Below are 20,197 nucleotides of genomic sequence, written 5' to 3' on the forward strand. Positions count from 1 at the left end.
ATCCCTTCGCATTGTTACTCTCCATCATATACGAAAATGAACGGATTTAAAAACCTTTGCCCACAAAAAGTGGTTATTTCAATCGTTATCGGCATAAAAAAATGTCCCTTCTCCCGAAAAGCGGATGAGGAACATTTGGGTCAATCGAAGGATAATACTGAGTATTGAAAGAATTACGGATCATTATCTTACGATGATCTGATCAAGCTGCCCAGCAATACATCCAGGTTCAAAATGCCTGCACGATGATCTGCACAGAACCCGATTTTGTCAAAAACGCCAAGCATGAAACGGCGGTGCTCCTCAGCAGGTTCTTCGAAACGATCGTAACTTACAACAGAATCAACCATATCGACGATCAGAGGTACAAATCCTCCTTTGTAAGGCACCACAATAATACGTGTAGAAGAGGTATCCTCCTGGTCCGGCATGCCTAACAATACACGAAGACTCACTACTGAAACTACCTTACCGTACAGCGAAGCAAAACCTCTGATCTCCGGACTTCCAAACGGGACCGTAGTCACCTGCACCATTCTAATGATCTCATGAACTTCATCAATGCGTAGGGCAAAGATCTGGTCTCCTACCGAAAAATTAATATATTGCATTCCCTCATCCATAGTTATCCCCATACCCTCTCATTCCGTATAATCAGACTACTTTCGTCTCATTAGATGTTACTTTGGTGTATCGGTTATTTTTGATCAAATGTTTAGGCTTCAGATCAATTTTGCCAACTTCAACAGACGTTGTATTACAGTTTTGATGAGAGGGTGGAAATCCGCCGTTTCAAAATTGAGCGTAAGTAACCTGACATTCGATTTATTACTTTATATTCAAAAAAAACCAAAGAGTCGGCATTAAGCTGATCTTTGGCCTTTTTTATCCCCATATATTATGGATCTGTTTCTATGTTTTCAAATACTTGGAACAAAAACACGATATTCCTGTGGATAACTTGTTTTTTCACTTCAAAACGACTGTTTTATCGAATAAAAACAGGAGTTATACCTGTTTTGTGGATAAGTTGTGCACATATTGCACACATGCTGTGGATATGTTTAGCGTTTCATGTGGATATTCATTATTTTAATGTGGACATGTTGTGTATTTGTTTGTAAATCTGACGTAAAATCTGAATTTCCACTCCAGTTTATCCATTACTGTGGACACGTTGTGGACATGCTCAATTCCCTTCAGTACATATACGCAGATACGCAGATACGCAGTTATTCAGTTATTCAACCAATGCACCCTGCCGCATGATCAGCTTGTCATCGATGTACACGTCCGGCTTTTGCACAACAGCATCAATATGTACACCCGCCGCAATCGTTCCCCCGAATGTGTTATTGCTGCCAAAGGCGACATGGATCGTGCCATACACCTTCTCATCTTCCAGCACTACACCCGTGATTCGTGCCTTGTTATTAGTACCAATACCGAATTCGCCGAGAAAGCGACCATCGCCATCTCCAAGGGTGTCCAGTAATTGAGCCCCCTCTGGTCCTTCAGCTGACACCAATCGCCCTTCCTTGACGGTTAATAACATCGGTTCGCGGAGTTCCCCAATTCCAGCAACGGAACCATCTACAACAATACTACCCTCGCCCTTGCCCTCAACGGGAGCAATATAAGCTTCTCCTGAAGGCAAGTTACCCGATTCACCGGGGTTCAAATACATGCCTGTACTTGGTACACCGTTACGATTCTCTATAGAAAAGGAAAGACTATGCCCCTGCTTCTCTATTCGCACATGGCGACCTGCGGTTAACAGAGCCGTCACCTTCTCGGTCAACGCCTTCACTTGCGAATACTCAGCTGTAATGGCGCCATTCATGAACATATCCTCTGTCATGCCGGGCATCGTTGCCACTCGGGTCCCTGAAGCAGCGGCTTGTTTGCGTGCCTGGGTATGCGTTAATGAATATCGAGTTACACACACCGCTACATCTGCCCGAATCATGGCCTCTGCAATCGGTGCAGGCGGCTCTTCTCCGGATCTGCTGCGTTCCTCCATAATTAGCAGGACCGACTCCGCGCCAAGTGCTTTTCCTGCCTCATAGATGGATTCGGCCAAATCCCGCTTCATATCGTCTGCGACAACCACCAGATTTTCTCCACTGCGTAATCCCAGACACTCTGTTAGCACCTTTTTACTGATTTCTACACGTTGCTTGCTCATATATTCATCTCTCCTGTCTAGGTTTCAGCTCTTCACAACTCGACTTGACCCTTTCGACAATTGACCCGGGATTCCTGCATGTCCAAATCTGAACTCACTTCAAGGTATCGGACCATTTGGCGAGAATTGAAGCCGTTTCCTTGTATTGAAACGTTGGAAAGTAATGTCCATAGGGTACATCTATCCGTTGGACCTGTGAGTTCATATCCTGTGGATAGTGATATTCCCGATCTTCCTTGCCCCATACGACTAAAGTATGGTTGGTGTGATCATCAGCCCACTCTTGCATCCAGGAAAATGAACTGACTCTTCCCCGCTTGCCGGAGTGCATCCACCGCAACAAATCTGCATTTGCCCCCGCTATTCGAGGGGATTGGAGACTAGAGCGTATCCTTTTGGCCATCATATGGTCCATACCTCTTTTGTCTTCCCCACTGATATATGCACTGAACATTCGCTTCCAACTCTTCTCCGATCGAAGACGAAGCAAAGACCGCATCACACCTCTTGGCAAACGGGAAACCCATCTTAGCACATTCGGATTCGAATTGTTGGCAACTGGCTGAAGCAATCCCAGTCGAATGTCTGTCCGCCCACTACGCAACTGTGCGGCAGCCACGATAGCTGCGCCTATCGAATGACCCACCAGCTTCACAGGACCCTTGAACTCATCAAGCGCCTTGAGTAGTGTACCCACCTGACCTTCAAACGCTTCATCTCCCTGATGTACAGGGGATCGTCCGAATCCTGCCAGATCCATTAACCAAACCGGGTTACCTGTCTCTTTCCAAAGCTGTTCTCCCAAAAGCAACATCTCATCGGCAGATTGAAGCAGACCATGCACAATAATCCACGGCTCTCCTTCACCCTCCCAACCGATCATAGCCATATTCCCACTCCGTGACCGGATATAATCTGCCGGGACCTCCTCAGGTAACGGTGTATACCGAAGACGGTAGTCCAGATCTGCTGTAACCAGCGGAAGCTGTTCCCTGATGTCCGGCCAGGATTGCCCCATACGTGTGAATAGCGCCTCCGTCTCCTCGACCGGGAATGACCTGTTGGTAATAAAAGCAACCGACTCCGCTGGAACACCAGTGAGGCGAGTGCCCCCTGATTTCATTGCCCATTGAATCCAAGGCAGTGGTACAGCTCCTTTGGGTTTGGGTACATCCAATTCATGTGCCAGAAGATGCAGCAGTTCCTTCATATTGGGACTGTCTTCCTTGCGTGCCAATAGTGGATAGGTTCCACCTGCCGGGTCTGCTTCCCTGGATAGAAAAACAAGCGTTCGTGCAACAATATCATTCTCCACCATGGGTAACCAATAGGATGAACCTCCCGGCACTACGGGCATAAGTCGCTTTTGAATCGCCTGAATGAGCAGCCCAATCCCACCCGTTTGCTCCGTTTCCCCAGTCGGGCGCGGTCCAACCACAGTACTCGGATTCACAACGGATAAGGGATAATTATGCTCTTCCGCATGTTCACGAATAAGAAGATCGGCATGAAATTTCATCTCTTCATATGCACTTTCCTGATCACCCACATGGTCGACCTGAAGATAACCTCCCTGTTCGTTCCGCTGTCCATAGGGACTCATGAAACCAACCACGTGGATAAAGTGTCTCAGTCCTCGGGTACCGTGAATTTCTTGTGCAAGCTGGGCCACTTCTCTCGCCCCGTCCATGAATATCTGCTCAGCTACCTTTCGTTCCAGGGTAACGTCCATCGTTCCCCCGGCATGAATGATTACATTCGCTTTAACAACACGTTCCCGATCCACTGCGGCAAGTCCAAGACCCGAGATGGATAAATCACCAGTAATAAAGGTGATTCTGGTGAAATCCTTCACTCCATAAGCCTTCAACACCGTTCTGGCACGCTGTTCTGATCGAACCAGCAAGAGCAATTGTGCGTCTCCCTGCGCGAGTTGTTTGACCGTTTCTTTGCCGATAAAACCGGTGCTGCCTGTCATGAAAATAATTGTTGGTTCCATATCAGACGTGCTCAATACCTGATGAATTTTTGTTGAATTTGAAGCTAAGTTATCTTTAGTGGATACTTGGATCTTATGTACGTCCATTCTGTTATCGCTCCTTTTAGTACTATTTAGTACTAGTTATATTCAAAAAAAAGCTTCGTTTACCGAAGCATCTGACAAAACGTACGTGCTGATTGTTCAATAATGCCTACATCACGCGCAGTTCCCGCAAGGATCAGTGAACCTTCCAATGCTGCAATAAACAACAACGCAGCCGGTCCCGGCTCGATTTCTTTGCGAAATTCACCACGATCCAAACCTTGCTGAAACAGCTTCTCCACCATAGGTCTAAGCTCACGAAAGAATCTGGATATGCTCTCCTTCACTTGGGGTGCACTGTCAGGTGTCTGCATATATAACGTGACAAAAGGACAGCTCCCTTCGTAATTCCGGCCCTCAATACCTGCCGACAGCATTGCCATAAATGAGTATATGCGCTCCTCCACTCCTCGCTCACGCTGACTGAGCAGCAGATACAGCTCCGACTCATACTGGGCAATCCAGTATTGTACCACGGCCTGAAGCAATTCCTCCTTGTTTTTAAAGTGATAATAGATATTGGACTTGGATACCCCACTTACTCTTACGACCTCATCCATGCTGACATAGCTGTACCCCTGACGCAGAAACAATTGTGCAGCCACTTCAACTGCCTTGGTCCGGTTCACCGGATTGGAACTCTTGGATTTGGCAGGTCCCGTGTTCATTTTTTGATTTGTCATATTTAGAACTATACAGTACTAGTTGATTGAAAACAAGTATTTCTGTTAACAATAGAACTGCTTCCGCACAGACTCATCCACACTTGTCCAAATGTAGCGTGTTATACACAGAGGATATCCACATATGGTATCAACTCTGTGTTAAATCCATCATGAGATCGTTAACTGCTTTTGGGTTATCCACACCTCCCCCGGTTGAACCACCAAAAAAGGCCAACCAGAACGTATCTGGCTGACCTTTCGTACAATTCATTTCCCAACCTTTAACAACTGTTACCTGCTTCATATCGAAGGTTTACTGTCTCCGGCAATCATCGGATCGGTGCCTTGAATTGGCAATCTGTTCTCCAGCCTTATGGCGACAAACAGGATGATCGTCACCGTAACACCGATTGTTCCTAACAGTACGCCTGTGTTCTCCTGCCCCATAAGGGACAGCGGTAGTGCCAGTACCAGCGGGACAACCGATCTTGTGAATTGAGTGGCAAACGTTGATCTTCCCGACCACTTCATGGTCTCTTCGCGGCTGCGCAAGTTATCAAACATGACTGATCTTTGCATAATACGAGTCCGATTAAACACAAACCCAAGCATAAATCCACAGATTAACGACACCGCAAACACCTGTACCGTGCCAATGATGATATCAATAACACCGATCAGTATAAATAGATACATTGGAATTCGGTGTTCCCACTTACGAATCAGCGTTGCAAGAAAGGCACCCAGCCCCATCGCAGCTCCGATAGCCCCGTAACGGGATGAATCCCAATTGTAGATATCATGGAACAAAATCGGTACGATAAAATTGATTGCTCCCAATTGCACAGTTAATACAACCACCGCCAATATGGTCATGTTCAGTACTTTTTTTCGCACAGCATCGGAGTAGGTAATCTGCGGAGCCTCCGTTTTTTCTTTCTGTACGTTCTGCTCAGCCTGACCGGATCGGGACAGAATTGGAATGAGCCATGGAGCCATCATCCCCACAGCCAGCGTCACCATCAGTACCGTTGAGATCATTGGCAGTCCGCCTATACTGAGCAAAACTCCAGTTACCGCACTTCCTCCAAATGCACCAATCTGAATTGCCGTCTGCAAGTCATGCGAGGCCTTGTGTGATTTAATTTTCCCATCCAACACCATCTGGGACATGTAGATTTCCAGACTCTGATTGGTCAAAAACAGAATTACGGAGAATACGCCACCAATCAGATATAAGCCATACACATTGGTATTGCCGGCAAATTGAATTAAAAACACAAGCAGAAATACAATGCCCAGGATGCGCGCTAAGCTGAAAATCAGCAAGGGTCGTTCTTTAAGTGCAGTTTTGAGGAAAAAGCTATACTTCTGCAATAAAATAGGTACCAAACTCATGATCGTAATAATAATACTCAGATGAGTAATCGACCCACCCTGCTCAAGTACCGACCAGATCAGGGTAATATTTAGAATGGTATCTCCACATAAGGTAATGGACAGGAAGAGGATGAATAAAATAGTCTGTATCATTGAAGCTGTCTCACCTCAGCAACTTGCAAATCCAGCTTTTGTTCCAGCAATCTTGCGGCTTGTTTTACCGATTCGATGTCCTCGGGACCCTGATATTTGGTACGTACAGACAGCAGACCTGTAATATCGAATCCCTTCGGAGCAGAATGGACCACTCTACCTTTGGCAGCAACCGGAAAATACGCCCGGTACCTCACATCGTCTGCTGCCTCACCGCTGGCATTATTCAACACCTTGCCATCACGGTACACAAACTTGATACAGGTTGCGCACTTGGGAGCCGTTCTTTTCGCAAAATGGGCAGCCAGCGTCTCCTCCCCCCGAAGACCATAAGCATGGGCGGTCACCAGATCAGTGCCGTACACATCGCGAATATTACGATAGACATGCCCACCACTGATACGGCAGCTGAACTCCACCACTTTATACTCATCGTTGGCGTTCTGCCTGGCTTCAACGTTAAACAGCCCATTTACAAGTTTCAGACCTGTGCATATTTGCTGAGCCATCTCGCAAAGTTCTTGTTCCACATTGGATTCTCCCTGAAAAGGTAGCGTATATTCGTCCTCTTCAAAGTAAGGACCTGGCATTCTGAGCTTGTTATGGACTCCGCCCAGATAAAACCGTCCATTCACAACTACGCCATCCAGCGTAATCTCTTCCCCGGGCAGGAACTCTTCAATCAGCGCTATTGCAGGACATTCCTCGTCAAAATATAGCCCCGATTGCGAAATGGCAAGTTGCGAGATACTATCGAAGGCCTCCTTCAATTCGGCATACGAATGAACGAGCGCAACATGGCTGCTGGATGCGGCCAGTGTGGGTTTAATAATAACCGGATAGCCTACACTTGCCGCCGCTGAAACAGCCTCATCCAACGTATTTACAGCATAAAATTCAGGACAGGCCACGTCCTCCTGCTTCAGGAACTGACGCTGTCTGGACTTGTCTCTGGCAATTTCGGCCGCTTGGACAGGAATATCCTGTCTTCCCAATCCTTCATTCAATCTCGCATTCAGTACAATATCCGTTTCCTGCCAGGTAATGAAAAACGGAACGCCTAATTGTCTAGCCTGCAAGATCATTTCTTCCACATTCTCGTACTTGGGAATATGCTGAACAGACCGAAAGCGCGGATCTTGTTCATATCCAGAAACAGAGGTCCATAAATGGACCTCTTCGAAAATTCTCCCCAGAGCTTCAATATGATCCCCGTGCAGAGAAAAACCTTTTCTCATAAGCAAACCAACGGAGGAACGAGTCATGCCAGAACCTCTTCTTTCGGCTGCTCCACAAACTCCAAAGCGATAATGTACAACGTTCCATTCTCCCCGGCTTTGGAGGAATGCACCGTATTAGCCGGAAGCAGAATGCGGTCACCAGGCGTGCAATGCAGTTCTCCTTCTTCAGTGAAGAAGGTAATATCTCCATTTATAATCAAAAGTGTTTCGTCTGTAGGATGGGTATGGGATTTGTGCTCCCTGAATGGTGTATCTCTTTGTACCTCTACCGAACCGGTTACAGGCAGCAATTGCATTACAGCTTCTTCAAGTGTTACGTCAGACCCTTTAATATATTGAACTGAACTCATAGTATTCCTCCTCATATGATGAAATGGGCATTGCGCTGTAGCGGAAACTTCGTTGGTATCTGGAATAAAATATTGCAGCCACTCTCGATTATTCGGATCCCCATAGATCCCTAGATGCGGGAATGGATCAATTGCATCGTATTGCCGAAGCAAGCTTCGCACCAAATCCTTGGATTTATCTCCTTTTGGTGTTCCCAAGCCAATCGAATCAAAGACCCATCGGGGTTGAAAGGTAATCATGTATGTATTGGCACGTCTGCTCCTTCTGACCTCATGTGCTGGTGTGTTACAAACGACAAAAATGGGTTCCCCATGAAAGCAAAATTCCCACAAGGGATCCTTCTCTTCATTCGGTATGAACTCTGGCCATTCTTTCAAGTCAATGGTGTGCAGCCGGGTCAGGATGGACCAAAATGTATGCTGATATTCATCGATGGATAGATCCTTATCAATATTAAAGAACGTGACCATGGAGGTGTAGTTTCCAAAGCTCCTTGCCTGTTCCACGTATTCTCTCAATGCCTTTCCCAGTTCTTCTATGGAATGGTCATTCACATCATCAAAAAAGGAGAAACGTAGCTCATTACGGTTAAGTCCCATGGAACCAAATATGCAGGGAAACCGTGGATTATCACCAGTCATGTCCTTCTCAAAATGCTCAAATTCCTGCTTTCTCCAATCATGACTACCCAGTCTCTTCACATCAGCGTTATCTAGCAACAACCCAAAGCCCTCCTAGAATGGTTTTATTGGTGAACCAGGACAAACTTGTCATGTAGTTCTAGAAGTTGTTTTCTAACGAATTCGATATCTGGACCCTCCACAATGGCATATCCAGATCGGGACATCGTATCTCGACCACCTGAAATGGACTGACCTGATGTATAATTAATTCGAATATCAATGAGTCCTTCCATCGATTTGAAATCTTCTGCGGAAGAGATACTTTCGATCTTGCCTACAGCAGATGGGAAGTTAACCGCACCTGTGTACTTGCCTGTATTAACCAAGGCTGGAGCTTCATATATTCCAAGTTCTGTTTGAATGGCTGCATCAAACAAGTTCACCTGATGGGAGTTCAACACCATAGGCGGAATGATGACAATGCCTCCAATGCGTGCTCCAATCTCTCCAAAGCAGATCTCCCCATTCGGCAGAAGGAATACCTCTGCATGGAACACACTGTTACGTATTCCGAGTGTCCGTATGATCTCTTCATTGAACGACTGCATCCGTTCCACATATTCATAATGTGTGTTAGCGGGATAACAGATCGTGCCGGAAGGGCGATCATTCTGGACAATCTCAAGACAATTAAACAAATATTCAGAGACGGAGGAAAATACAAGCTCACCTTCTGAAACGATCGAATCAATATGAAACTCCCTACCCGTAATGAATTCCTCAATGAGCACTGATTCCCGATTCCAGGATTGGCTGATATACTTCTCAAGCTCCTCTTGATTATTGAGCTTGTACGTCATGATCGTCGCCCAGCCGCTAATCGGTTTGATAATGATGGGAAAACCAATGCCTGCGACAATCTTTCTGATCTGTACTGCATTGGACGCAATACGCGTCTGTGACGTGTGGATTCCCGCCTGCCGCAATGTTTCCTTCATGATCCATTTGTTCCGAACCGTCTCGGCCTGATTCTTTTGAATACCAGGTATGCCAAAACGTGATCTGAGATACCCACCGGTCTCCACCACATTTTCGGTCGGGGCAATGACGCGCTCCACATCATATTCATCCAAAATGCGCTCAAAAACCTCTTCCACCTGATCAATCCGAGTAATATCCTCCACTTCGAACACAGCACTAAACAACCCTTCTGGTAAAGAATAAAATTGTTCATATCCCTGCTCTACCAACAAAATGTTGGTTGTATCCGATATGTTGGACAACGCTTCGAGAAACCCCGTTTTGGTGTTCATTCGCTTGTCACACAGAAATACAATATCTCTCATAAAGAACTTCACCTCCAATTCAAAATTCTTAACTATCTGTTATATTTTTCTATAATATGGATATAACATGGAACTGTCAATCTAAAAATTACAAATATTTAAAATTCGGCTATTTGTTGCCACGTTGTGTACTAACAACAGGTTGTAGACATCATACAAACACCTCCACCATCTGTATTAGTCGTTCTGTTACTTCATATTTGCACTTTTTAACTGGGAATTTTCATATCAAAAAAGGTGACTCCAATTCATCCGGAGTCACCTTTTTTATGTTTTTCCTTATTCACACATTTATTAAACGAGTGGATGGGACCTGTTATTTTTTCAGACTATCCCAGTTCTGTTGTAATGCATCAAGCAATCCGGCTTTATCCGATTTGCCTGCAACGTAAGCCTGAATCGTGCTGCCATACTCTTGTGGAACACCTTCAGGGAAACGGTTGAAGTTCCAGCTGAGGGTTTTATTTTCCTGGCTATACTTCATGATCTCTGTGGCGAGGTCACCCAGATCTTCCTCGGATGCCGTGATGGAACTGAACGCCGGAATGAACTTGAATTCTTTCGTCATGTATTGTTTCCCGATGTCCGAAGTTACGAGCCACTCCAGGAATTCTTTTGCTTCCGGTTTCACTTGGGAATTCTTATTTACCACCCAGTAGTTTGGTACGCCGACAAACAATTTGTCATTGGGTTCATTGTTAATTGGCATTGGCAGGATACCCAGATTCAGTTCGGGATCAATTCCATCGATCTGTACTTGAGTCCAGTTCCCTTGCTGCATCATCGCGGCTTCTCCACTTGCAAACAACGTAACTTGCGTATTGTAGTCGGTTGTCAGCGGGTTTTTGTTGCTGTATTTCAGCGTTAAGTCGAGCAAGTTAATCCAGTCGTTGAACACCTGATTGCCAGGAATTTTCTCCGTGCTTTCGTTCAATCCCTGGATGAATTTCACCGGATCTGCCTGATTGGCAAATGCCACGTTTACGTTATGATTGCCCAGCACCCACCACTCCTGATATCCGTTCGAGAACGGGGTAATGCCCGCGGCTTGAAGTTTCTGTGCAGCTTGATCCAATTGTTCCAGTGTCGTTGGAATTTCGGTAATACCCGCTTTTTGGAAGAGGTCTTTGTTATAAATGAAACCATAACCCTCCAGCGCAAGCGGCTGTCCGTATAACTTGCCGTCTTTGGTCATTGGCTCTTTGGCTACTTCGAGCGCATCCTTGGCCCATGATTCTCCAGACAGATCCTCCAGATATTCAAGCCATGTATCCAGTTCACGATATCCACCTACGTTGAAAATGTCCGGTTGTTCGCCTGCGGCAAACTTGGCTTTCAATGCAGCACCGTAGTCACTACCACCACCTACGGTTTGAATGTCCAGTTTGACACCTGGATGGGAGGATTCATATTCTGCTTTGAGACGATTGAGCGCTTCCGCAATCTCAACTTTGAATTGGAAGATTTTAATGGTTTTGTCCCCGGCAGCAGCTTCGCTACCACCTTGAGCATCCGTGTTGACCGGACTGCCACTCTTGTCCCCATTACCGCATCCCGCGAGCATTACCGAAAAAGCAATCAGCATAAGCAACGTCAACTTCGTCATTCTTTTCATACATACACTCTCCCTATAGTAGTTTCAGTATAACAAACCGTTTGTGTGTGGCGAGAAACTTGCCTTTGAAGCGTGATTTCATGTTAACGAACCGAGCACATGCTATTCGCCCCTATTTGCACGGATTTGCAATGTAACGAATCATAGCGACGTTATTTAGACGATTTTGAAAGCTTTGATGCCGTTCTTTACCTGAATAACGTTGCTGAGATTCGTTAAGCGAGGAGCAACAGCGACTGGAAGAGCAACTTGAGCCCGTATCGACCATGATCTCGTACCCCTACTTGAGTCTGACAGCAGACCTTTTGCCACGCACTTCCGCTCGATCCCGCCAGCGCCACTTCTCTGCCTTACCGGATTTGGCTTTAAATCTTTTCTTTAAGGTTCTGTTCTCTTTATCGATGCTTTCTCTTCAGGAGTCATGCCCAAGCTATGCGGGCATGACTCCCTTTGCACACCTCCATGCGAGGTGGGAGCAAAGGGATCAAGAATGCGTTGCAGGAGCGGAGCGTTCGCCTTTGAACCTCGGTGGCTTCCTTGCCCTAATACTTTCTGGCCACCGAGGAGCAACAGCGACCGAAAGCGCAACTTGAGCCCTGCGGCGACCCTTCCCTCGCACTCATCCTTTAACTGATCCAGCCGTAATCCCCTGAATGATATACTTCTGCATCAGCAGGAAGAAGATGATAATCGGCATGATGCCCAGCACAAGGGCCGGCAAGGCCAGATCCCATTGCTTCGTATATTGCCCGAAGAGTGCAAAAGTCGCGATCGGGATCGTACGCAGGTTGGAGCTTTGCAGGATCAGGGACGGGAGTAGATAATCATTCCAGATCCAGAGCGTGTTCAGAATGATGACGGTTACATACATCGGTTTCATTAGTGGAAATACGATTCGGAAGAACACCCCGTAGGCAGAACTTCCATCCACCCGAGCCGCTTCCTCAATCTCCAGTGGGACGGATTTCACGAATCCGTGGAACAGGAAGACAGACATCGGTGCCCCGAAACCGAGATAACAGATGATAAGTCCCCCAAGGCTATCGATTAGCCCGAGATTACTGGTTACCGTAACAAGTGGAATCATGATAGACTGGAACGGAATCACCATGGCGGCAATGAACATGCCGAACAAAATCCGGTTGAACCGGGTATCGCTGCGAACCATTCGGTACGCGGCCATGGAACTGATCAGCACTAGCAACAGATTGCTGACTACGGTAACGATAAGCGAGTTCATCAGCGCAGACGGGAAGTTAATTTTCTCCCAGGCGTTCGCATAGTTGCCCCATTGGAATACTTCCGGCCATGCAGCCGAATTAGTGAGCAGGTCACCGAAGGTTTTAACCGAGTTCACAAACAGGAAGTAAAACGGAACCAGGAATAAAAGTCCAATGAGTACCATGATAATCTCGGTTAGAATGGTACTGAAGCGGTAATTTTTCGTCGTCTCCATTAGGCTTCTACCTCCTTGCTCTTCGTCAGACGTACCTGAATCATGGTGATGATGGCAACGATTACGAAGAACACGAGTGCTTTGGCCGTTCCGATGCCATATCTGTTGTTCACAAAGGCTTCATTGTAAATATTGAGTGCAACCGACTCTGTTGATCCGAATGGTCCACCTTTGGTCAGCGACAGATTGAGATCGAACATTTTGAACGACCAGGAGATCGCCAGGAACAGACAGATTGTTACACCTGGCATAATGAGCGGAAGAATGATGCTCCGCAGTACCTGCCAGCGACTTGCGCCATCAATCTCGGCAGCTTCCAGCAGATCAGGGGATACATTCGTCAGAGATGAGATGTAGATAACCATCAGATATCCTGCGGTCTGCCATACAAACACAATCACGATTCCCCAGAAGGCGGTTGGTTCGTCTCCCAGCCAAGGAAGGTTGAAGAAGGACCAGCCTGTTACATCGCCTACTGCTGAAAACCCTTTCACAAATATGAACTGCCAGATAAAGCCGAGCAACAACCCACCGATCACGTTAGGCATGAAAAAGATCGTACGCAGAATGTTTCTCGTCTTGAGCGGTTTGGTCAGGAAATAGGCCAGGAAAAAGCCAATTACATTGGTTAGTACCACACCAACCACGGTGAATCGCACCGTAAACCAAAACGCCGTTTGGAACTTGGGATCATTCGCAAAAACATGTACGAAGTTATCGAACCCTACCCAATTAATGTTCTCGGATACCCCGTTCCAATCCGTGAAGGAGTACACCATGCCAAGCAGGAAAGGGACCACGATGATGAGAATAAAAAACACGATGGAGGGACCCACGAACACGAGCTGCTGTAACAGCTGTGAAGATTTGCGATGCTTCATATCGTTCTCCCCTTCTATAGATGGATGAAATTGGTCTCTTTCTCTATTAAACTCCAATATCGCTGAGGGAAACACCGACCCTCGTGAACAGTTGGGGGTAAAATATTGTCCTATCTTTAACCTGCAACCAGAAGGGGTGGACCGATGTCCAAATACTACAGTATACGCACCAAATTGATTGCCTTTATGCTCATCGCTACCACGCTTCCGCTGCTTGCGTCGATCAGCATGACATTTATCCAGACCAAGACAGCCCTGCGGGAACAGGCTGTTGAAGAGAACAAACGCCTGATCTACCAAGCGTCCACGAATCTCAATAACTATGTGGATAACGTGGCCAGAGCGTCGCTTGCTGTGTATAACGACCCGAACTTCCTGCGTAACTTGGCGAAGATTCCTGGTGATTATCGTGCAGTGGCTGAAGTGTACACTACTTTGCAGACCATCCGTGCGGCTGTGCCGGATGTTTTTCAGCTGTATTTGCACTCTTTTGCTGCCAATCAATCCACCTTAATTACGAATCCCTTTCCGAAGCGGGAGGAACGCAAACAGGCCTATTCCGGATCGCTTCATGGAAAAACAGGCGGTGACAGCCCGGACATTTGGGTGGAATCGGCACATATGAGTCACACGTACGGATTCAAGGCTGCCTCCCCCGATGATCCTGCAAGAACAGTCATTACCCTGCATCGGGTGATCAAGGATATTCCGTCCACCGAGCGTCTGGGTGTTCTCGCCATTGATCTGAATATGAATACCATTGCAGCCATCTGCGGCAGACTGTATGATCCGGCTAAGGAACAGATCTATGTTGTGGACGGTCAGAATCAGATCATCTACCAAGGACGTTCCGAGGTCAATTATACCGATGCACTGCGAGAGGAAACAGCTAGTGAGCTGAATATCGCACGAAATAACGCGGGTACAGCCCAGAATGTCGCAGGACATTTTGAACAGGATCGTTCCATGTATGTGTACCAGCAGCTTGGCAGCACGTACGCGGACTGGACCATCGTCAAACAGATTCCGAATGAGACGTTATACGCCAGAGCGACCACACTCACGTGGAATAACGCAATGATTGCCATCGCTGCACTTGTATTGGTCATTGTCGCAACCTTGTTCATCTCCATCCGAATCACCGGTCCGCTCAAGCAGCTCATGCGCTATATGAACCAGATCCAAGCCGGGCGTCTGCATGTGGATATCCACCTATCCAGCCGAGATGAATTCGGGGTGCTTGCTCGTCATTTCCGGGATATGATGGATACAGTAAATAATCTTATTTTGCGGGAATATCGACTTGAAATTGCCAATAAGACGAATCAACTCAAAGCGTTGCAAGCGCAAATTCATCCGCATTTTCTGTATAATACATTGCAATCCATCGGTACACTTGCCCTTCAACAGCAAGGACAACGGGCGTATACACTACTTTCTTCCCTATCCAAAATGCTGCGCTACAGCATGCGGGATCAGACCGGCGTGACCTTACGCGAGGAAGCAGAGCATGCCCGGTTATATCTGGAACTTCAGCAGGAGCGGTTCGGTGACCGCCTTGAGGTGGATTTGGATTTTGCCGAAGATACCCTGTCTGTCGAAATGCCAAGAATGACGTTACAACCTTTAATTGAGAACTATTTCAAACATGGGGCAGATATTCAGCCAGGTAAAGGTCACATCTCTCTATCCAGCCGTCGGATCAATGATCATTGGATTGAAATCGAACTGAATAATAACGGACCCTCCATACCAGAAGATAAATTACTGGAGATTCAGGGATGGCTCCATCCAAATCACATATCAACCGGGTTAGCCACGCAAGAATCCGATGAGTCCGAGTCCATTGGTCTACGAAATGTGATGCGCAGACTTCAATTGAACTCACATCCCGGTCACTCAGCCAGACTTGAGGTCAGCAATCGGGAACCCAATGGTGTGAAGATCAGGGTTATACTATACGCGGGAGAGTGAACAACATGAAGGCACTGCTTGTAGATGATGAAAAACATGTCCGCGATGCCATAAGGTTGCTTGGTCATTGGAAAGATCTTGGTATTGATACAATAATTGAAGCGGCAGACGGGGATGAAGCCATTGCCTCCATCACGGCACATCAACCTCAAATCATTCTCAGTGACATGCGTATGCCAGGCAAGGACGGTATGGCGTTGCTCGAATGGATCTCCGTTCATACCCCACACAGCAAGGTGCTGGTTATTAGCGGATATGATGATTTTGAACTCGTGAGGCATGCCATCAGGCACGGTGGTATGGACTACCTGCTAAAACCTGTGGAAGCAGATGAGCTGAATGCATCTCTATTGAAGGCCGTTACAGCTTGGGAAGAGGAGGATGCTGTTCGGTTGCAATCCACCAAACAATCCATTGTCGTTAATCGAATGCGCCCCCACTATCAGGATCGTCTGTTAACCGAACTTGCCGTCGGAAGAGGCAGTAGCCCCTCTCATCTGCAGCGATTGCAGGATGAGTTGTATCTTCCGGGTATAATCCCTGTCTGTAGCGTCGCTGTCACCAGCCTTTCCCATCTGGATGCAGGTTGTCTGGCAAAGTACCGCAGTCAACCCGACTTGCTTGTGTTCTCGGTGCTCAATATCTGCGCTGAGATGTTATCCACACCAGACGAAGGCGTCATGTTTCGCCAGTTGGATCAGCCCGATGAGATCGTTCTGCTGCATTGGGGTCCCCCCACTTCATTGCAGCCTATTCTGGACAAGGTCAATCATGGATTGGAGCAGACGATTCAGCGCCAGCTTCATTTCGGCATCTCCACCTGTGACTCATATCCTGGCGGCATCTCAGCAGCCTATATGGAGGCAAGTTCAAGGCTGTGGCGGCGCAATGCTGTGCATACCAAACAGCGAATTCATGCTTCCCTGGAATCATACAATGGGAATAAACCCAGGCGCTTGACCGCCCATGAAGAACCTATGCGGATGGCAGCCATGAGCTTGCGGGCTTCAAGTGTATCTGCTGCGGTTGCCGAATGGCTTGACCCAATTACTGATCTTGAGGTTGTCAGTGCCGAGCAGATCCAGCAATGGATCGATGAGCTGGAATGGATGCTGAGCCGCTGGCTTGATGATACGGCAGGTTCGTCATTCAAAGAGGAAGAAGTGACGGAGGAACAGTCTATTCCCTTTGCCGAGTTACCATTTGACGCTGAAGGGTTGTTATCCTATCCCCTGCTTCGTTCCTTGTTGGAGCAACGGCTGCTTGCCGCAGGAAAAGCGCTCACCGCACATCACCACGCCAATCCTGATCCCATGAGTGAGATTGCACGATATATGGACGCCCATTATCAGGAGGACCTGTCCTTGCAGCAGATTGCCGCGCGTTTCTATCTGAGCCGGGAGTATATTTCCCGAAAGTTCAAACAGCAATTTGGCCTGAACTGGTCGGAATATCTCGGCAAATTGCGAATCAATAACGCGAAGTTGCTACTGCAAAACCCCTCCCTGCGAGTCGCCAAAATTGCGGAGATGGTTGGATTCCAGGATGAAAAGTATTTCAGCAAGGTGTTCAAAAAAATGGAGGGCATCACGCCAGCGGAATATCGTAAAACATTATTGGAGGCCGGTACTTAACGGACGGGTACCGGTTCAAAATTTATTTGAGTTAAAAAGAGTACTCCCCTATGACCAGTCGGGAGTACTCTTTGTATTTTACTTTTAACAGAGAATCACTCATTTCATGACGACGGTTTCGCTCTTTCTGCTCACCGATCCTGCAAAATCACCTCGGGGACAAGACGAATGTAGATTAACTCCCCTGCAAGCTCCACCATCGTCTGTGTAACAATAACAGCAGCAGCCATGGTTGCCCATTCCGGGGGGAGTGCCAGGGCCAGTGGCAGAACGACCAGCGAATTCCGTGTGGCTGAACTGAATATCAACGCTCGTCCTGCGCCTGGATTCAATCCAAACCCAGTAGCAATGAACCGGGATATCCAAGGCATAATGATTAGAAAAGCAACATAGATCGGGATCACATTCACGATGATCGCCATATCATTGTAGACTTTACCGATCTGGGAAGCGACAACCACGATCAGCGCGAATGCCATCATCGGAACCGGCAGCCACGCCGTCGCATTCATGATTCGCTCACCGCTCGCTTTACCTCTGGAGAGAACCTGTGTAACGACAGCGAGCAACAGTGGAATAACAATCAGGAACAGAAAAGCCTCCACGAAAGGTCCTACTCGCATGACCTGCGCCACCTCTGCACCCATCAAAACCCATAAGTATAACGGCAACAGGATCATTTGTATAACAAATAAAAGGGGGGTTGCGGCCAGCATCAGTTTCTCATTGCCCCTGCCGAGCTGTGTGAACACAATGACGTAATCAATACAGGGGGTTAACAGTACCAGATACACTCCGATCAGAACGCCTGGTGATTGCGGAAAGACCAGTGTAAGCAACCATACGACTGCAGGTACAACGATAAAATTAGCCGCCAGTAACGCCCCCATGAATCGAAGATTCGACCAGGACTCTTTTAACTGTAAAAAAGGAATCTGTACAAACATGCTATATAACAGAACAGCAAGTACCGGGGACACAGTGTAGTGTAAAACATTCCCCCATGCCGGTAAACTCAGCCCTATCACTGCTCCTAATAATAGTGCAATGACATAGAACCAGGTTTGCTGTCTCTCCATCGTTTCTCGTGTAAGCATTCTCTTCCTCCACTTCTAAATGGGACATCCTGAGCATGGACATATTTCTGCTCCGTTTCGCGTACATTGGGACAGAGTGCCGTTCCAGCATAACGTCAGAGCACATGGATCCGTAAGATCAACTTGTGAATTTTTTGCGGCTGTTATTAGAATGTGCAAGAACTGGGTATATTCATTGTAGACTGACCCGTGGTTCATTCATTCGTCAAACCAAGGAGGAAACACCATGTCACGTAACAATCCGTACAAGTGGTTAAACGCTATTGGTTTTATCGCTGTAATTATCGTGAACTATCTTTCCAACGCTCTGCCGATTGGGGGCAGAACCAACAAGGAAGTATCGGATATGTACCCTGTGCTACTCACACCTTCTGGCTATGCCTTTGCTATATGGGGTTTGATCTACTTGCTGCTTGCAGGCTTTGTGATCTATCAGTTCGTGCCTGCTTCGTGGAAAAGGGACTCCATCACCCGTCTCGGGTATTGGTTCCTGGCAAGCTGTGCCTTTAACGTAGCCTGGATTTTCGCTTTTCAAAACTTGCAGATCGGTCTCGCTTTACTAATTATTGTACTGCTTCTGTTGTCTCTGATCGTGTTGTATGTAAAAACACGTACCATTACTGTTCCGACCACTGCCGAGATCTGGCTTGTGAAGCTGCCATTCAGCATCTATCTGGGATGGGTTAGCGTGGCTACGATCATCAATACTGCTGTGCTGTTATATAAAATCGGCTGGGATGGTTTTGGTCTCAGCGAACCGACCTGGACGATCATTATGCTCATTGTGGGAATGTTGCTGGCTGTACTCGTTAGCTTCCGTTATCGGGATAGTGTATATCCACTGGTATTCACGTGGGCGTACATCGCCATCGCCCTTAAACAAAAGGATGTCACTTCCGTATATTATACGGCAATCATCATTGCGATCGTACTGGCAATCTACGCGATATGGCTGTTCTTCGCCCGTAATCAGGATCGCGATTGAGCGACTGCCATTCTAACGCAAAAACATAAAGCAAAAAGCCGATTCTGGTCATTTTCATTCGACCTGAAATCGGCTTTTTATATATACCGGCGTGAATGAGGACTGTCCTATTTCAGGGCAATAACTTCAATCTCCACCAGTGCGTCTTTTGGCAAACGTGCCACTTCCACTGCACTGCGTGCAGGATATGGCTGTTCAAAGAACGTGCTGTACACTTCATTCACAGGAACAAAGTCATTCATGTCCTTCAGGAACACCGTCGTTTTCACGATTTTATCCATGCTTGTGCCTGCTGCTTCAAGAATAGCCTTCACATTGCTCAGGGACAGACGTGTCTGCTCCTGTACATCTGCACCGAATTCTCCCGTTTGGGGATTCAGGCCAAGCTGTCCGGACGTGTAGATGAAATCGCCTGCATCAACGGCTTGACTGTATGGACCAATGGCGCCAGGCGCCTGATCGGTAGAGATTGGTTTTTTCATGGACGATTTCTCCTTCATGTTCGTTATCCTGCTACCGCAAGGA

16 protein-coding genes are annotated in these 20,197 nt (G+C 47.1%); 3 read left to right on the top strand and 13 right to left on the bottom strand.

Translation table 11 applies throughout. From position 1 onward, the window contains the following. Nucleotides 1-188: 188 nt before the first annotated feature. From MKY73_RS26775 to MKY73_RS26825, 11 genes are all read right to left on the bottom strand, one after another. The gene (locus MKY73_RS26775) at nt 189-611 is read right to left on the bottom strand and encodes a chemotaxis protein CheW (protein WP_339239346.1); all 423 of its coding nucleotides are present in this window, start codon (nt 609-611) and stop codon (nt 189-191) included. 629 nt (nt 612-1,240) lie between these two features. Next, nucleotides 1,241-2,188 (bottom strand): aminopeptidase, encoded by a 948-nt coding sequence (locus tag MKY73_RS26780; protein WP_339304374.1) that lies wholly within the window; start codon nt 2,186-2,188, stop codon nt 1,241-1,243. Between the two features lie 94 nt (nt 2,189-2,282). After that, entirely contained in the window at nt 2,283-4,274 is a 1,992-nt protein-coding gene (locus MKY73_RS26785; protein WP_339304376.1) for an alpha/beta fold hydrolase, read from the bottom strand. Between the two features lie 59 nt (nt 4,275-4,333). Beyond that, nucleotides 4,334-4,900, bottom strand: a complete 567-nt coding sequence (locus MKY73_RS26790; RefSeq protein ID WP_062837307.1) for a TetR/AcrR family transcriptional regulator — start codon at nt 4,898-4,900, stop codon at nt 4,334-4,336. 336 nt (nt 4,901-5,236) lie between these two features. After that, nucleotides 5,237-6,469: an MFS transporter gene (locus MKY73_RS26795; protein ID WP_339304378.1), complete on the bottom strand. Its 1,233-nt coding sequence runs from the start codon at nt 6,467-6,469 to the stop codon at nt 5,237-5,239. After that, a complete protein-coding gene (locus MKY73_RS26800) occupies nt 6,466-7,734 on the bottom strand; it encodes an ATP-grasp domain-containing protein (protein ID WP_339304380.1) in 1,269 nt (422 codons plus the stop codon). The genes MKY73_RS26795 and MKY73_RS26800 overlap by 4 nt, the downstream gene beginning before the upstream one ends. After that, entirely contained in the window at nt 7,731-8,783 is a 1,053-nt protein-coding gene (locus MKY73_RS26805) for a YqcI/YcgG family protein (protein ID WP_339239337.1), read from the bottom strand. Before MKY73_RS26805 ends, MKY73_RS26800 begins: the two co-directional genes overlap by 4 nt. 23 nt (nt 8,784-8,806) lie before the next feature. Continuing rightward, a complete protein-coding gene (locus tag MKY73_RS26810; protein ID WP_339304382.1) occupies nt 8,807-10,030 on the bottom strand; it encodes an ATP-grasp domain-containing protein in 1,224 nt (407 codons plus the stop codon). 316 nt (nt 10,031-10,346) lie between these two features. Then, nucleotides 10,347-11,645 carry an ABC transporter substrate-binding protein gene (locus MKY73_RS26815; protein WP_339304384.1) on the bottom strand — a complete coding sequence of 433 codons (1,299 nt, stop codon included), beginning with the start codon at nt 11,643-11,645 and terminating at the stop codon, nt 10,347-10,349. 619 nt (nt 11,646-12,264) lie between these two features. After that, nucleotides 12,265-13,101, bottom strand: coding sequence for a carbohydrate ABC transporter permease (locus MKY73_RS26820; protein ID WP_253429649.1), 837 nt, complete (start codon nt 13,099-13,101; stop codon nt 12,265-12,267). Beyond that, nucleotides 13,101-13,982, bottom strand: coding sequence for a sugar ABC transporter permease (locus tag MKY73_RS26825; protein WP_036607341.1), 882 nt, complete (start codon nt 13,980-13,982; stop codon nt 13,101-13,103). The genes MKY73_RS26820 and MKY73_RS26825 overlap by 1 nt, the downstream gene beginning before the upstream one ends. Nucleotides 13,983-14,126: 144 nt before the next feature. Here MKY73_RS26825 and MKY73_RS26830 point away from each other — a divergent pair, with 144 nt between their 5' ends. Then, complete coding sequence (locus tag MKY73_RS26830; protein WP_339304386.1) at nt 14,127-15,956, top strand: sensor histidine kinase; 1,830 nt, start codon at nt 14,127-14,129, stop codon at nt 15,954-15,956. 5 nt (nt 15,957-15,961) lie between these two features. Next, nucleotides 15,962-17,590, top strand: coding sequence for a response regulator (locus MKY73_RS26835; RefSeq protein ID WP_339304388.1), 1,629 nt, complete (start codon nt 15,962-15,964; stop codon nt 17,588-17,590). Nucleotides 17,591-17,721: 131 nt separating this feature from the next. Here the strand turns inward: MKY73_RS26835 and MKY73_RS26840 are convergent, their stop codons facing one another. Further along, complete coding sequence (locus MKY73_RS26840; RefSeq protein WP_339304390.1) at nt 17,722-18,687, bottom strand: bile acid:sodium symporter; 966 nt, start codon at nt 18,685-18,687, stop codon at nt 17,722-17,724. Nucleotides 18,688-18,913: 226 nt separating this feature from the next. Between MKY73_RS26840 and MKY73_RS26845 the strand changes: the two genes are divergently transcribed. Further along, a complete protein-coding gene (locus MKY73_RS26845) occupies nt 18,914-19,672 on the top strand; it encodes a tryptophan-rich sensory protein (protein WP_339304392.1) in 759 nt (252 codons plus the stop codon). Nucleotides 19,673-19,779: 107 nt separating this feature from the next. On the opposite strand, the gene MKY73_RS26850 is transcribed toward MKY73_RS26845, so the two are convergent. Next, complete coding sequence (locus MKY73_RS26850; protein WP_017690870.1) at nt 19,780-20,154, bottom strand: RidA family protein; 375 nt, start codon at nt 20,152-20,154, stop codon at nt 19,780-19,782. Between the last annotated feature and the right edge of the window lie 43 nt (nt 20,155-20,197).

Source organism: Paenibacillus sp. FSL R5-0519 (assembly GCF_037974275.1).
Taxonomy (GTDB): Bacteria; Bacillota; Bacilli; order Paenibacillales; family Paenibacillaceae; genus Paenibacillus.

Excerpts from the sequence above, each read along its gene's own strand:
- MKY73_RS26775 (WP_339239346.1), bottom strand. The coding sequence starts at position 611 with ATGCAATATATTAATTTTTCGGTAGGAGACCAGATCTTTGCCCTACGC.
- MKY73_RS26780 (WP_339304374.1), bottom strand. The coding sequence starts at position 2,188 with ATGAGCAAGCAACGTGTAGAAATCAGTAAAAAGGTGCTAACAGAGTGT.
- MKY73_RS26785 (WP_339304376.1), bottom strand. The coding sequence starts at position 4,274 with ATGGACGTACATAAGATCCAAGTATCCACTAAAGATAACTTAGCTTCA.
- MKY73_RS26795 (WP_339304378.1), bottom strand. The coding sequence starts at position 6,469 with ATGATACAGACTATTTTATTCATCCTCTTCCTGTCCATTACCTTATGT.
- MKY73_RS26800 (WP_339304380.1), bottom strand. The coding sequence starts at position 7,734 with ATGACTCGTTCCTCCGTTGGTTTGCTTATGAGAAAAGGTTTTTCTCTG.
- MKY73_RS26810 (WP_339304382.1), bottom strand. The coding sequence starts at position 10,030 with ATGAGAGATATTGTATTTCTGTGTGACAAGCGAATGAACACCAAAACG.
- MKY73_RS26815 (WP_339304384.1), bottom strand. The coding sequence starts at position 11,645 with ATGAAAAGAATGACGAAGTTGACGTTGCTTATGCTGATTGCTTTTTCG.
- MKY73_RS26820 (WP_253429649.1), bottom strand. The coding sequence starts at position 13,101 with ATGGAGACGACGAAAAATTACCGCTTCAGTACCATTCTAACCGAGATT.
- MKY73_RS26825 (WP_036607341.1), bottom strand. The coding sequence starts at position 13,982 with ATGAAGCATCGCAAATCTTCACAGCTGTTACAGCAGCTCGTGTTCGTG.
- MKY73_RS26830 (WP_339304386.1), top strand. The coding sequence starts at position 14,127 with ATGTCCAAATACTACAGTATACGCACCAAATTGATTGCCTTTATGCTC.
- MKY73_RS26835 (WP_339304388.1), top strand. The coding sequence starts at position 15,962 with ATGAAGGCACTGCTTGTAGATGATGAAAAACATGTCCGCGATGCCATA.
- MKY73_RS26840 (WP_339304390.1), bottom strand. The coding sequence starts at position 18,687 with ATGCTTACACGAGAAACGATGGAGAGACAGCAAACCTGGTTCTATGTC.
- MKY73_RS26845 (WP_339304392.1), top strand. The coding sequence starts at position 18,914 with ATGTCACGTAACAATCCGTACAAGTGGTTAAACGCTATTGGTTTTATC.
- MKY73_RS26850 (WP_017690870.1), bottom strand. The coding sequence starts at position 20,154 with ATGAAAAAACCAATCTCTACCGATCAGGCGCCTGGCGCCATTGGTCCA.